Raw genomic sequence first — 12,847 nt, 5'->3', positions numbered from 1 at the left:
GCTTACACGAGTTTCTCAGAGGAGCCCCCCTGTGTCCTCCACCTACCGCCTCGCCGTCGTCGGCACCGGTGGCATCGCCCACCTCCACGCTCAGAGCCTCCAGTCGAACCTCGCCGGTCGCATCGAAGTGGTCGCCGCCGTCGACCCCGACGCCGAGCGCCTCGAAGCGTTCAAGGCAGCCTTCGGCGTCGAACGCGGTTACGCGTCCCAAGAGGAGCTGCTCGCGGCGGAGGAGCTCGACCTGGTCGACCTGTGCACCCCGCCCGGCGTCCACGCCGACGGCGCGGTGGCCGCGCTGGAGGCCGGAGTCGGCGTCGTCTGCGAGAAGCCCCCGGCCTTGAGTCTGTCCGAGTTCGACCGGATCGCCGCCGCCTCGGCCGCCTCCAGCGCCGACTTCTCCGTGATCTCCCAGCACCGGTTCGGATCGGCCGCCCAGCGCGTGCGCAACATGATGGCCTCCGGCGTGCTCGGATCCCTCGCCGTCGCCAAATGCGACACCCTCTGGTACCGCCCCGAGGAGTACTTCGCGGTCGAATGGCGAGGCCGGTGGGAGACCGAGGGCGGCGGCCCGACGATGGGCCACGGCATCCACCAGATCGACACGCTCCTGTCGATGGTCGGCCCCTGGACCGAGGTCGTAGCCACCGCGCACCGGCACCGCCGCGCCACCAACACCGAGGACGTCTCGCACGCCATCGTCACACTCGCGAACGGCGCGAGCGTCGCGATCACCAACTCGCTGCTGAGTCCCCGCGAGACCTCGCAGATCCGCCTCGACTTCGACTGCGCCACGGTCGAACTCGACCACCTCTACGGCTACGGCGAGGAGAACTGGACCGTCACACCGCTCGAAGCGCACGTCGAGGAGGTCATGCAGGCCTGGTACTCGAAGCCGCGCGGCCAGGCCTCCGGCCACGGCGCCCAGTTCGCAGCGGTCGCCGACGCGCTCGACAAGGGCACCGCGCCGCCGGTCACCGCGGCAGACGCCCGCCACACCCTCGAACTCATCACCGCGATCTACGCCTCCGCGTTCTCCGGCAAGCCCGTTCGAGCCGGGGACGTCGACCCGACCTCGCCCTACTATCTACGCATGGACGGCGCCGGCACCCCCTGGCCGGACCGCAAATGACGACCCCGAGCTTCCGAACAACAGACCAACCGGAGTAAACGCCGATGACGCTGAAACTCAATGACGTCCAGGACAGGGAACTCACGATCACCCACGGTGATCTGGAACTCCTGCGCTACGTCTACCGCCCGGACAACGACCAGTTCGAGTCCCCCCGGCCGTACTTCGAGCCGATCCGCGACCTCGCCGGCCACCAGGTGAGCCTCTATCGGCCGCACGACCACGTGTGGCACAAGGGCATCGCGCTCTCACTGCCGAACGCCGGACCCGAGAACTTCTGGGGCGGGCGCACCTACAGGCGCGGCAAGGGCTACGTCCACGAGAACAACGACGGCTCGATGGAGCACCGCGCCTTCACCCGGTGCGAGGCGGGCGAAGACGGCGTTCGCGTCGCCGAGGACCTCGAATGGGTCACGGAGGACGGCCGCCACTTCTTCACCGAGAAGCGCGCCTTCGCCGTCGCCGTCCTGTCCGACGACACGTGGGTCCTGTCGTTCTCGACCTCGTTCACCAACGACACCGACGATGTGGTCGTCATGGGCAGCCCCACCACCGAGGGCCGAGAGAACGCCGGCTACGGCGGCTTCTTCTGGCGGGGCCCCCGCTCCTTCACCGAGGGTCGCGTCTACACTTCGGCGGGTGAGGGCGGAGACGAGCTCATGGGCGTCAGGGGCGACTGGATGGCCTTCCGAGGCAAGCACGACTCCAACGACGCGGTCTCCACGCTGGTCTTCACCGACCATCCCGAGAACCCCGGCGCGCCCGTCAAGTGGTTCGTCCGCTCGACGCCGTTCGCCGCGGTCTGCCCCGCCCCGTTCTTCGACACCGAACTGCCGATGCGGCCGGGCCAGACCGTGACACTGCGTCACGCCGTCGCCGTCTGCAACGGAGACATCGGTGTCGAGGGCGCCGCGAAGGCCGCCGAGGCGGCGAGCACCGAACTCAACGAACTGGAGCAGAAATGAGTGGATTCCCAGGCGGCACCGCCGTCTCCATCGTCACCGTCTACGACTGGCCGACCATCGACGACCAGGCCGGCGGCTCCCCGCACCTCCACACCGCCTCCACCGAGGGCTACGTGGTCACGCGCGGCACCGGCGCGGTCGAGACGCTGTCGGGCGACGGCTTCGAACGCCGCGAGCTCGCCCGCGGCACCGTCCTGTGGTTCACTCCCGGGACCGTCCACCGGCTCATCAACGGCTCCGGCGACCTCGAACTCACCGTCGTCATGCAGAACGCCGGCATCCCCGAGGCCGGGGACGCCGTCCTCACCTACCCGTTCGCGACACTGAACGACCCCGAGGCGTACGCCGCGGTCACCGCCGCGCCCGCCGCCCCCGGGCTCAGCGAGGACGAACGCGGCGAAGCCGCCCGCAGGCGGCGCGACCTCGCCGTCGAGGGCTACCTGGAGCTGCGCGAACGCGTCGAGGCCGAAGGCGCGAAGGCGATGGAGCCCCTGTGGTCGGCCGCCGCCTCCCTCGTCTCCGAACGCGTCGACACTTGGCGGAAGCTCTGGGAGAACGGCCCCAAGGCCCAGGTCGAGACGACCGGCGGCCACCTGACCGCACTCGCCCAGGCCGACCCCGCGCACCTGTGCGACGCGCACGTCTCCGACGCGGGCAATCCGGCCCACCGCTGGGGCATGTGCGGACGACTGGAGGCATGGGACCTGCGCCCGTGAGCAACCTCGGTGTCCGGCGGCGGCTACCATCGTCGCTGGACACCGAAGGAGCGCAGTTGGCCGACTACAACCCAGCCGAGACCGGCGTCATGATCGACGCCGAGACCACCGTCGACCGCGACGACGCCATCTGGATCGAGCCCGGGGACGACGGGTACGACGTCTGGGTGCACATCGCCCGCGTCGCCGACCACGTCCCCATCGGACACCGCTCCGACCTCGAAGCGCGCGAACGCGTCCACACTCGCTACCGGCCCGAACGCACCAGGCGCATGCTGCCCCGGCCCGTGGAAGAGCGCGCCTCCCTCGAAGAGGGCCGCGTCAATGAGACCTTCGCCGTCCACCTCCGCGTCGACTCCGAGGGCCGCGTCCGCCACGCCGACCTCGGACCCGGTCGCCTCACCCGTTCCTGGGCCATGACCCACGGCGAGGCCGCCGAAGCCGCCGCCGACCCGGCCCACCCGCTCCACGCCACCCTCGCGCTGGCGCTGCGCTTCGCGCAGACGGCGCTGGCCGCCCGACGCGCCACCGGAGCCCTCGCCTTCTACGACCTCCTCAGCGGCTTCGCCACCGACGAGGAAGGCCACATCGTGCGCCTCGAGAACGCCGAACGCAACTCCGGGTACATCATCGTCCAGGAGTTCATGGTCGCCGCGAACGCGCAGATCGCCGCCTGGGCGGCCGGACGGGACCTGCCGATCCTGTTCCGCAACCACCGGCTCGCCGCGGTCGCCGGCGACCCCGCCGAACTCCGCGCCGAACTCGACACCGTCGCCGCCACCGGCGACACCGGGGCGTTCGAGATGCTCCGGGCACGCATGCGCATGGTCGCCCGCTCGGCCACCTACGGCCCCACCGTCCACGGCCACCACGGCCTCCAGCTGCCGGTCTACACGCACGCGACCAGCCCGATCCGGCGCTATCCCGACCTGGTCACCCAGAGGATCCTCATGGCCGCAGTCGCCGGCGGGCCCAGCCCTTACGCGGCCGAGGAACTCGCCGCGCTCGGCGAGGAGATCAACACCCGCATAGCCGAGGAACGCGAACGCACCGCCGAGCACTTCCGCAAACGCGCCAAGGAGGTCGCCGAGCGCCGCCTCGAAAAGGCCGACTTCACCGCCCTGGCCTACCCGGAGTTCGCGAAGGTCCTGCGCGTCGCGGTCGAACGCGGCGAGGTCCCCGCCGGGCTCGCCGAGGACGCCGAGCGCCGCCTCGACGCAGAGGAACTCCAACTGCGCGAATTCGGCGAGCTCTACTTCTACGGCAAGACCCCCGCGTTCGCCGCGCTGCGCGACCGGCTCAACCGGCGGATCGCCCAACGGCCGCACGAAGCGGTCTCACTGGTCAACAAGTATCTTCAGGACCGCCTCGGCGGCCCCATCGGCCCCGAGGACGTGCTCTGGGAGCTGGACTCGGCCGGCGACAGCGGCGCCCCGGCCTTCACCGCCAGCCTGGAGATCCGCTTCGACGGTGAGCGACGCCGCTCCCCGGGGCGCACGCAGCGCACCAAGAAGGACGCCCGCAACCACGCCGCCCTCGCGCTGGCCGCAGCGCTCGCCGACCTGCCCGACCTGTCCGGCGACGAGGCCCCGGACCCGGCCCCACCCGAGCCGCCGAAGACGGACCTCGTAGACGCCGGCCTCAATCCCGTCGAGGCCGTCCAGATCTATGCCGCTCGCGGCGTCATCCGCCACCTCGAATGGGGGTTCGAGGCCGAAGGCCCCTCGCACGAACGGGTCTTCACCTGCAAGGCCTCCGCGAATCTCGACACCAGCCACGTCAGCGTCGACGCCGAGGGCGCCGGCCCCAACAAGCAGGCCGCCAAGAACGCCGCCGCCGAAGTCATGCGCGTCCATATCGAAGCCGCAGTCCGGCTGCGGGAGGCCGCCGACGGCGCCGACTCCGAGCCGAGCGTCTAGAAAAGCGTTTCACCCGCTAAGGCACAATGGGACCGTGCATATTCTCGACGACCTGGCCTGGCGCGGCCTCATCCAAGACTCGACCGACCTCGACGCCCTGCGCGGGCACCTCGACGCGGGACAGGTCACGTTCTACGTCGGGTTCGACCCCACGGCCGTGAGCCTGCACGTCGGCCACCTCATGCAGGTGCTGACCGCCCGCCGCCTCCAGCTGGCCGGGCTGCGCCCGCTGCTGCTCGTCGGCGGCGCCACCGGCCAGATCGGCGACCCCAAGGAAGCCGGTGAGCGGGCTCTCAACCCGCCCGAGGTCGTCGCCGGCTGGGTCGACGAGATCCGAGGTCAGCTGGCCCCCTTCGTCACCTACGACGGCGACAACGCCGCCGTCGCGGTCAACAACCTCGACTGGACCAGCGAGATGGGGGTCGTGGAGTTCCTGCGCGACGTCGGCAAGCACTTCCCGGTCTCCAAGATGCTCGCCCGCGAGGTCGTCAAGGCCCGCCTGGAGTCCGGCATCTCGTTCACCGAGTTCTCCTACCAACTGCTCCAGTCCAACGACTTCTTCGAACTCAACCGCCGCCACGGCTGCACCCTGCAGTTCGGAGGCTCTGACCAGTGGGGCAACATAACCGCCGGGGTCGACTTCATCCGCCGTCGCGCGGGCGAGAGCGTCCACGCCTTCGTCACCCCGCTGGTCACCAAGGCCGACGGCACCAAGTTCGGCAAGACCGAAGGCGGCGCCGTCTGGCTCGACGCCGAGCTGACCAGCCCGTACGCGTTCTACCAGTTCTGGTTCAACTCCAGTGACGCCGACGTCGGGCGCTACCTCAAGTACTTCTCGTTCAAGACCCACGAGGAGATCGCCGAACTCGAGCGCGCCACCGAAGAGAGGCCCGCCGCGCGACTGGCCCAGAAGGCTTTGGCCGAGGAGCTCACGACGCTGCTGCACGGCGCAGACGAGACCGCCCACGTCATCGCCGCCTCACAGGCACTCTTCGGCCGAGGCGAGCTCAGCGATCTCCCCGAGCCGACGCTGCGTGCCGCGCTGGTCGAGGCCGGCCTGGCCGAGATCCACAAGCCTGAGGTCACCGTCGCCGAAGCGATGAAGGAGTCCGGCGTCGTCGCGAGCCTCGGGGAGGCCCGCCGCGCGGCGAAGGAGGGCGGCGCGTACGTGAACAACGTCCGCGTCACCGACCCTGCGGTGGCACTCGACCCCGCTGACCTGCTGCACGGCCGTTACGCAGTGATCCGGCGCGGAAAAAAGACCGTCGCCGGAGTGGAGCTTTTCACCTGAGGCATACACTTGATTGGTTTTGCCAGGTGAACACAGGGGGAGGACGACGTGGCTGACGATGGCCGCGCCCACAGGGGCGGAGACGACCGACGAGGTGGCCGCGGTGGCTACGGACGCCGCGAGGGCGGCGACCGAGACCGCGACCGGCAGGGTCGTGGCGGCGAGCGTCGGCATGACGACCGCGACGGCCGCGGCCACGGCCGCGACGACCGCCCCCGAGGCGGCGACGGCAGGGACCGCGACGACCGTCCCAGGCGCTTCGAAGGCCGGGATGACCGTCCGCGCCGTGACGATCGCGGTGGCCGTGGCGGGCACCGTGACGACCGTCCTCGCAGGGATGAGGACCGTCCGCGCCGGTTCGAGAACCGCGATGACCGTCCGCGCCGTGACGACCGCGGCGACCGGCGTCAGTCCGACCGCCGCGACGACCGCCCGAGGCGTTACGAGGGTCGGGACGACCGGCCGCATCGCGACCGCGACGACCGTCCCAGGCGCTTCGAGAACCGCGACGACCGTCCCCGCCGTGACGACCGCGGTGGCCGTGGCGGGCACCGTGACGACCGTCCTCGCAGGGACGAGGACCGTCCGCGCCGGTTCGAGAACCGCGACGACCGTCCGCGCCGTGACGACCGCGGCGACCGCCGCCAGTCCGACCGCCGCGACGACCGCCGACCCACTCGCGACGACGACCGCTTCGGCCGAGACGGCAAACCCAAGCGGGGCCGCGACGGCCTGCGCCCGCTCGAAGAGCGCGAGGCCGGACACGAGGGTCCGATCCGCATGGGCGAGTCCGACCAGGCCCCCGACCTCCCCGAAGGCCTCGAGTACGGCTTCGACCAGCTCGACAAGGAGACCAAGGCCGGGCTCCGCAGCCTGAACAAGCAGCTCGCCGAGGCCGTCGGCAACCGGCTCATCGCCGCCGCCGCGCTCCTGGCCGAGGACGACATCGAAGGCGCCCTCGAACAAGCCCGCTATGCCCGCCGCAAGGCCTCCCGCGTCGCCATCGTCCGCGAGGTCACCGGCGTGGCCGCCTACGGCGCCGGCGAATGGCAGCTGGCCATGAACGAGCTCCGCGCCGCCCAGAGGCTCGGCGGCACGCGCGACCACGTCGCGATGATCGCCGACTGCGAGCGCGCCGCCGGCCATCCCGAGCGCGCCATCGACCTCTACCGCGAATACGGCGACGACGAGGGCATCGACCCGGAGGTTCGCGTCGAACTGCTCATCGTCGCCTCCGGCGCCCGCCGCGACATGGACATGGGCGAGGCCGCCACGGCGATGCTCAAGGTCGCCGCCCTCAACTCGCCGAAGACCGAACCGTGGGTCGCGCGCCTGCGCTACGCCTACGCAGAAGGCCTCCTGGCCGACGGGCGCGAAGGCGAGGCCCGCGAATGGCTCTCCAAGGCCGTCGCCGCCGACGTCGCCGGCGAGACCGGCGCGGCCGAGCGACTGCTCGAACTCGAAGGCGTCGACTTCGACGAGCTCGAAGACGAACTCGACGACGAGTTCGACGAGGAGTACGACAGCGACCTCGACGAAGACGACGAGGACGAAGAAGCGAACGAGGGGGACCGGACCCCCACCCCAGAGGAGACCGATGACGCGACTCAACGCCGCGACTGAGGCGCTCGCCGCCGCATACGACCTGGCGCTGCTCGATCTCGACGGCGTCGTCTACCTGCTCCAGCAGCCGATCCCGGAGGCCGCCGCAACCGTAGGCGCGCTCCCGGGCCTGGCCTGCGAACCGGTGTTCGTCACCAACAACGCCTCCCGCAGCCCCGAAGCCGTCGCCGAAGCCCTGCGCGGCATGGACATCCCCGCCCGGGCCGACGAGGTGCTCACCTCGGCGCAAGTGGTCGCATCGGGCATCGTCCAGCACATCGGCGAAGGCGGCACGGTCCTGTCGACCGGATCGAAGGCGCTGCGCGAGGCCATCGAGGCCGAAGGGCTCCTCCTGACCGACGAGCCCAGGGAGGCCGAGGCGGTGGCGTTCGGGTACACGCCCGACACCAACTGGCGCGACCTCGCCGCGGTCACGATCGCCGCGCGCCAGGGTGCGTTCTGGGCCGTCGCCAACCTCGACGCCACCCTGCCCACGCCCGACGGCCCGCTGCCGGGCATGGGCGCCCTCGCCGAGGCCGTCGCGATCGCGCTGAACCGCGGTCCGGACCTCGTCGCGGGCAAGCCGCAGCAGCCGATCTACCAGTCCGCGCTGGCCCGCAAGCCCGGTGGCCGCGCGATCATGGTCGGCGACCGCCCGGACTCGGACATCGAAGGCGCCAACCGCGCCGGGATCGACTCGCTGCTGGTGTTCACCGGCGTCGTGTCGCCCCGCGGCGCGCTCGTCCTGCCGCCCGAGCAGCGGCCCACCTACCTCGGCTGGAGCCTCGCCGCACTGACCGAGACCCATCCCGAGCCGAAATGGAACGAGGCGGTCGACGCGGTCGAATGCGGCGGTTGGACCGCCTCGCTCGACGGCGACGGCGTCCTGCTCGCCGGCGAAGGCGCCGACCTGGACGGTTGGCGGGCGCTCTGCGAGCTGACCTGGGCCGCGGCCGACATGCGCCGGTGTGATCCGACCAGGCCGCCGAAGCCGGTCGGCGGGGCCGCCGAGAAGCTCCTGGCATAGCGGAGAGCCCGGACCGCGTAGCGGTCCGGGCTCGTGCGCTTTGTTCCGACTAGTCGACCTTGAGGGCCTTGCGGAGCTTGGCGAGGTCCTTGACGCTCGCCTTGACCTTGATCTTGCCGGTCAGGAACGCCTTGGCCGGCTTGAGCTCCTTCTTGGACAGGGCGACGAGGTCGTCCGAGGCGACCGAGACGCGGACCTCGGCGTCCGCGTTGTCGCCGTCCATGAGGTTGGCCAGCTTGCCTTCGGAGATCGACGCGTTGAACGAGGTGTCGAGGTCGGTGATGTCGCAGGCCAGCGTGCGTTCGAACCCGTCAAGTCCGTCGAAGTCGCCCGACTTCTTGGCGACTTTGCCCGCCAGCTTCTCCAGTACGTTGCGGCATTCGTCAACAGTGGCCATACGGTCCTCCCGAATTAGATCATCTATAGCACGAAGAGCTCGGCTGGCCAGAAGATTACAACGTCACCTGAATGCCTTTGCGGCCGACCAGGAGTCCACATGACGACGACGGACGGTGACGACCGGGCGGGGCCTCGCGGACCGAGCCGGGCGCCACCCGGCGCGCCGGCTCGGACAGTGCCGCTAGAGGACGCCGCGCAGCTTCATCAGGTCCATCATGTTCGCCTTGATCTTCACGCGCCCGGCGGTGAACGCCTTCATGAAGTCGAGATCGCCGTCGACGAGCTCCAGCAGGTCGTCGGAGGAGACGATCATCCGGATCTCAGCGTCCGGCTCGTCGCCGTCGGTGATGCCGACGAGCTTGCCCCCGTCGAACCTCCCGTGGAACGACACGTTCAAGTCGGTGATGTCGCACGCCAGGGTTCGCTGGAACCCGGTGAGCTTGCGTACGGACTTCGGGTTCGCGGCGAGGTTCGCGGCGAACTGCTCCAGAGCGGTCCGGCATTCGTCGACGGTGGCCATGGTGCCCTCCTGTTCGATCGGCGGGGACGCGGCAGTGCGCCCGACCAAAAGGTTACCGGCAAGTACGAAATGGTGGCGGCGACCCGCCCCCGGTAGGTTGGCAGTACCGTTGAGAGTGCCACGAGCCGACGCCCCACCTAGCCGATCAGGAAGGAGCGGCGCCATGTCAGACTCCACCCGCGCCAACTTCGACAACGTCTTCAGCATGGCCGGCGACTCCGGCCAGCGCGCCCGCGACCTCGCAGGGAAGGTCCGCGAGGACCTCAGGTCCGGCGCCGACCGCCTCCGCTCGGGCACAGAGCAGTTCCGCAGTCAGGGGTCGCGGACGATCACCGACATCGGGCGGCTCGTCCGAGCCGAGGTCGACGCCGGCCTCACCCGCATCGGCGTCGCCACTCAGGCCGACATCGACGACCTCAACCTCCGCCTCGAACACTCCGAGGAGGAGATCAGGGAGCTGCGCATGCGCCTGGCCGAAGCCGAGTCCCGCGCCGCTCGCAAGCCCGAGCCCTTGGAGGCCGACCCGGCGGAGACCGCCGTCGCGGACGCCGACGAACTGGGCGGCGAAGGGTAGCCATGAGCGAGGCACCGACGCCGGGCAGCCTGGCGCACCGCTTGAGCGGCGGCGACGCCGAAGAGGTCGAGGCCGAGGTCGAGGCTGCCCTCGGGCAGCTCGAAGCGCTGCCCGATCTGGCCGTCACCGACCACGTCGCCGTCTTCGAGGGCGTCCAGCTGCGCCTGTCCGAGATCCTCAGCAACGTCGACGACTCCTGACGCCCGAGACTAGAGAGACCGCAGCCGCCGCATGCCCGCACGCAATCGACTCGACGTCGAACTCGTCCGCCGCAAGATCGCCCGCTCGCGCGAGCACGCCCGCGAACTCATCGCTGCCGGGCGCATTCACTTGCGCGGCATCGCGGCGACGAAGGCCGCGACCGGCGTCACCGGTGGCGATTCGATCCGGCTCGTCGGCGAGGTGGACGACTACGTCTCGCGCGGTGCCCACAAGCTCGTGGGCGCCCTCGACGCCTTCGGGGTCGACCCGGCCCGGATGCGCTGCCTCGACGCCGGAGCCTCGACCGGGGGCTTCACGGATGTCCTGCTGCGGCGCGACGCCGCCGAGGTCCTCGCGGTCGATGTGGGCTACGGGCAGCTCGCCTGGAAACTCCAGACCGACGACCGCGTTGTCGTCCACGACCGCACGAACGTGCGGCATCTGACGCCCGAACTGCTAGGCGGCCCGGTGGACCTGACGGTCGGCGACCTGTCGTTCATCTCACTGGAGCTGGTGCTGCCGGCGTTGGCGGCGTGCACGAAGGCGACCGGGACGATGCTGCCGATGGTCAAGCCGCAGTTCGAGGTCGGCAAGGGGCAGGTCGGCGCGGGTGGCGTCGTCGGCGATCCGTCGCAGCGCGCCGACGCGGTCTGGGGCGTGGTGAAGGCGGCCGAGCAGCTCGGCTGGACCACGACCGGGGTGGTCGCGAGCCCGCTGCCCGGCCCTAAGGGCAACGTGGAGTTCTTCTGCCGGATGGTCCGGGAGGGCGAGGCCGTCGCCCGCGAGGGCGTCGAGGCGGCCTGCGGCGTCTAGTCCACGTCGGCGGCGATGATCTCCTCCAGGTTCCGTTCGGCGAGCGCGGTGATCGTCACCAGAGGGTTGACGCCGATGGAGCCGGGGATGAGGGACGAGTCGGTGGCGTAGAGGCGTTCGTACCCGTTCACGCGACCGTAGCCGTCGGTGGCCTCGCCTATGGGGCAGCCGCCGAGCGGGTGGTAGCAGAAGTCGTCCGCGAAGGCCTTGTCGTCGCCGAACAGGTCGTGGCGGTAGGCGGTGCCGTGTTCGGCGTTGATGCGGTCGAACATGGATTTCGCGGCGGCCACCGACGGTCCGTTCTGGTCGGTGCTCCATTGGAGTCTGGCGCTGTCCGAGTCCGCGTCGTAGGTGAAGTGGCCCCGTTCGGGGTTGTCGGTGATGGCGAGGTAGAGGCTGATCCAGGTCTCGATGCCGGCGGGGAGCGGTGCGATCTCGGCGAAGACGCGGGCGCCTGGGTTGTCCCAGTCGTCGATGCCCATGACAGGGATCGTGGACTGCTTGACGCCTGTGGGCGCCCAGACGTGGTTGCCGCGGGCGGTCATGACGTTGCCGTTGGGGCCCCATCGGCTGCCGACCGCGTCGCCGAGGTCGGGGAGGGTGCCGGTCTCGCGGGCGCGCAGCAGCAGTTCGGTGGTGCCGAGGCTGCCTGCGCCGAGGAAGAGATACCGGCACCCGATCTGCTTGGTCTCGACGGTCTGGCCGGTCTCGTCGATGCGGTCGACGGCGACGATGTAGTTCCCGTCGGAGTCGCGTTCGATCTGCCGCACCTGGTGAAGGGATTCGACGGTGACGTTGCCGGTGCCGAGGGCGGCGGCCAGGTAGGTGCGGTCGAGGCTCTGTTTGCCGTGGTTGTTGCCGTACATGACTTCGGCGGCGAGCGCTGAGGGCTCTTCGAGTCCGGCTTCTTCGCGCTCCATGTAGTCGAAGTCGTAGACGCCGGGGACGAACCTGGTGGCGAAGCCGGCGGCTTCGGCGTGTTCGGCGCCGATTCGGCTGAAGCGGTAGTAGTCGCTGGCGGCGTGGTAGGCGGGGCCGACGGTGTTGGCGCCGAGCTCGGCCTGCGCGAGCGGGAAGTACCGGTCGTACATCTGGTCGGCGTCGATGCCGGGGAGGATCTCGGCGAAGTACTCGCGGCGGGGCACGACGGCCATTCCGGCGTTGACGAGGGAGCCGCCGCCGACGCCGCGGCCGACGTAGACGTCCATGTCGCCGTGGTCGACGCGGTCGAGGACGCCGGGATAGGGGTCGATGTCGCGGTCGACCACGTCGAGCCAGAGGAAGCTCGACAGGGGCGCTTCGGTGCGGGTGCGGAACCACATGCTGCGCCGGTCGGGGTCGGTGATCGCGCAGAAGACCTTGCCGTCGTCGGCGGGTTCGCTCCAGAGGCGTCCCATTTCGAGGACGGTCGTGCGGACTCCGGCCTCGCCGAGGCGGAGTGCGGAGACGGCTGCGCCGTAGCCGGAACCGATGACGAGGGCCGGGGTGAACGAGCCCGTTGCGGCTGCCGCGGGTCCGACGGTGGTGAGCCCTGCCGCCGCGGCGGCGGAGAGGGCTGTGAATCCGAGTACATGGCGGCGTGTGGGCATGTGCGCTCCTTTGCGTGTCGTGCGGTGGAACTTCAGTGTCTCCCGGGGAAGTGCGTCGTTGTGTCCGTCAATCTAGGACCGTGGCGAGTCGAGCGCACGCGC

General features: G+C 70.4%; 14 protein-coding genes. 11 read left to right on the top strand and 3 right to left on the bottom strand.

Annotated features, from left to right (window positions below; genetic code table 11):
• Nucleotides 1–31: 31 nt before the first annotated feature.
• From L0U85_RS21055 to L0U85_RS02680, 8 genes are read left to right on the top strand one after another with little or no spacing between them, the layout of a single operon-like run.
• The gene (locus L0U85_RS21055; protein WP_241376134.1) at nucleotides 32–1,129 is read left to right on the top strand and encodes a Gfo/Idh/MocA family oxidoreductase; all 1,098 of its coding nucleotides are present in this window, start codon (nucleotides 32–34) and stop codon (nucleotides 1,127–1,129) included.
• 44 nt (nucleotides 1,130–1,173) lie between these two features.
• Nucleotides 1,174–2,094, top strand: coding sequence for a PmoA family protein (locus L0U85_RS02710; RefSeq protein ID WP_241376132.1), 921 nt, complete (start codon nucleotides 1,174–1,176; stop codon nucleotides 2,092–2,094).
• A complete protein-coding gene (locus L0U85_RS02705) occupies nucleotides 2,091–2,810 on the top strand; it encodes a cupin domain-containing protein (RefSeq protein WP_241376131.1) in 720 nt (239 codons plus the stop codon). Before L0U85_RS02710 ends, L0U85_RS02705 begins: the two co-directional genes overlap by 4 nt.
• Before the next feature lie 56 nt (nucleotides 2,811–2,866).
• Nucleotides 2,867–4,729 carry an RNB domain-containing ribonuclease gene (locus L0U85_RS02700; protein WP_241376130.1) on the top strand — a complete coding sequence of 621 codons (1,863 nt, stop codon included), beginning with the start codon at nucleotides 2,867–2,869 and terminating at the stop codon, nucleotides 4,727–4,729.
• A 34-nt stretch (nucleotides 4,730–4,763) separates the two neighbouring features.
• Complete coding sequence (tyrS, locus tag L0U85_RS02695) at nucleotides 4,764–6,020, top strand: tyrosine--tRNA ligase (protein WP_241376129.1); 1,257 nt, start codon at nucleotides 4,764–4,766, stop codon at nucleotides 6,018–6,020.
• 58 nt (nucleotides 6,021–6,078) lie between these two features.
• On the top strand, nucleotides 6,079–6,897 hold the full coding sequence (locus L0U85_RS02690) for a hypothetical protein (RefSeq protein ID WP_241376128.1): 819 nt from the start codon (nucleotides 6,079–6,081) through the stop codon (nucleotides 6,895–6,897).
• Complete coding sequence (locus tag L0U85_RS02685; protein WP_241376127.1) at nucleotides 6,801–7,643, top strand: hypothetical protein; 843 nt, start codon at nucleotides 6,801–6,803, stop codon at nucleotides 7,641–7,643. The genes L0U85_RS02690 and L0U85_RS02685 overlap by 97 nt, the downstream gene beginning before the upstream one ends.
• On the top strand, nucleotides 7,618–8,649 hold the full coding sequence (locus L0U85_RS02680; protein WP_241376126.1) for an HAD-IIA family hydrolase: 1,032 nt from the start codon (nucleotides 7,618–7,620) through the stop codon (nucleotides 8,647–8,649). Before L0U85_RS02685 ends, L0U85_RS02680 begins: the two co-directional genes overlap by 26 nt.
• 49 nt (nucleotides 8,650–8,698) lie before the next feature.
• On the opposite strand, the gene L0U85_RS02675 is transcribed toward L0U85_RS02680, so the two are convergent.
• Both L0U85_RS02675 and L0U85_RS02670 read right to left on the bottom strand, forming a co-directional pair.
• The gene (locus L0U85_RS02675) at nucleotides 8,699–9,046 is read right to left on the bottom strand and encodes an SCP2 sterol-binding domain-containing protein (protein ID WP_241376125.1); all 348 of its coding nucleotides are present in this window, start codon (nucleotides 9,044–9,046) and stop codon (nucleotides 8,699–8,701) included.
• A 183-nt stretch (nucleotides 9,047–9,229) separates the two neighbouring features.
• Nucleotides 9,230–9,568, bottom strand: coding sequence for an SCP2 sterol-binding domain-containing protein (locus L0U85_RS02670; protein ID WP_241376124.1), 339 nt, complete (start codon nucleotides 9,566–9,568; stop codon nucleotides 9,230–9,232).
• A gap of 163 nt (nucleotides 9,569–9,731) precedes the next feature.
• On the opposite strand from L0U85_RS02670, the gene L0U85_RS02665 reads away from it, so the two are divergent.
• From L0U85_RS02665 to L0U85_RS02655, 3 genes are read left to right on the top strand one after another with little or no spacing between them, the layout of a single operon-like run.
• The gene (locus tag L0U85_RS02665) at nucleotides 9,732–10,142 is read left to right on the top strand and encodes a phasin family protein (protein ID WP_241376122.1); all 411 of its coding nucleotides are present in this window, start codon (nucleotides 9,732–9,734) and stop codon (nucleotides 10,140–10,142) included.
• Between the two features lie 2 nt (nucleotides 10,143–10,144).
• Nucleotides 10,145–10,342, top strand: a complete 198-nt coding sequence (locus tag L0U85_RS02660) for a hypothetical protein (protein ID WP_241376121.1) — start codon at nucleotides 10,145–10,147, stop codon at nucleotides 10,340–10,342.
• Between the two features lie 31 nt (nucleotides 10,343–10,373).
• Nucleotides 10,374–11,156 carry a TlyA family RNA methyltransferase gene (locus L0U85_RS02655; protein WP_241376119.1) on the top strand — a complete coding sequence of 261 codons (783 nt, stop codon included), beginning with the start codon at nucleotides 10,374–10,376 and terminating at the stop codon, nucleotides 11,154–11,156.
• Here the strand turns inward: L0U85_RS02655 and L0U85_RS02650 are convergent.
• Complete coding sequence (locus L0U85_RS02650) at nucleotides 11,153–12,745, bottom strand: GMC oxidoreductase (RefSeq protein WP_241376118.1); 1,593 nt, start codon at nucleotides 12,743–12,745, stop codon at nucleotides 11,153–11,155. The two genes, L0U85_RS02655 and L0U85_RS02650, sit on opposite strands and share 4 nt — an antisense overlap.
• Nucleotides 12,746–12,847 lie beyond the last annotated feature (102 nt).

Origin of the sequence: Glycomyces sp. L485 (assembly GCF_022548875.1) — a bacterium.
Classification (GTDB): Bacteria; Actinomycetota; Actinomycetes; order Mycobacteriales; family Micromonosporaceae; genus Glycomyces.
This window is presented reverse-complemented; position numbering and strand designations above follow the sequence as displayed.

Excerpts from the sequence above, each read along its gene's own strand:
- L0U85_RS02710 (WP_241376132.1), top strand. The coding sequence starts at position 1,174 with ATGACGCTGAAACTCAATGACGTCCAGGACAGGGAACTCACGATCACC.
- L0U85_RS02705 (WP_241376131.1), top strand. The coding sequence starts at position 2,091 with ATGAGTGGATTCCCAGGCGGCACCGCCGTCTCCATCGTCACCGTCTAC.
- L0U85_RS02690 (WP_241376128.1), top strand. The coding sequence starts at position 6,079 with ATGGCCGCGCCCACAGGGGCGGAGACGACCGACGAGGTGGCCGCGGTG.
- L0U85_RS02685 (WP_241376127.1), top strand. The coding sequence starts at position 6,801 with ATGGGCGAGTCCGACCAGGCCCCCGACCTCCCCGAAGGCCTCGAGTAC.
- L0U85_RS02680 (WP_241376126.1), top strand. The coding sequence starts at position 7,618 with ATGACGCGACTCAACGCCGCGACTGAGGCGCTCGCCGCCGCATACGAC.
- L0U85_RS02675 (WP_241376125.1), bottom strand. The coding sequence starts at position 9,046 with ATGGCCACTGTTGACGAATGCCGCAACGTACTGGAGAAGCTGGCGGGC.
- L0U85_RS02670 (WP_241376124.1), bottom strand. The coding sequence starts at position 9,568 with ATGGCCACCGTCGACGAATGCCGGACCGCTCTGGAGCAGTTCGCCGCG.
- L0U85_RS02665 (WP_241376122.1), top strand. The coding sequence starts at position 9,732 with ATGTCAGACTCCACCCGCGCCAACTTCGACAACGTCTTCAGCATGGCC.
- L0U85_RS02660 (WP_241376121.1), top strand. The coding sequence starts at position 10,145 with ATGAGCGAGGCACCGACGCCGGGCAGCCTGGCGCACCGCTTGAGCGGC.
- L0U85_RS02655 (WP_241376119.1), top strand. The coding sequence starts at position 10,374 with ATGCCCGCACGCAATCGACTCGACGTCGAACTCGTCCGCCGCAAGATC.
- L0U85_RS02650 (WP_241376118.1), bottom strand. The coding sequence starts at position 12,745 with ATGCCCACACGCCGCCATGTACTCGGATTCACAGCCCTCTCCGCCGCC.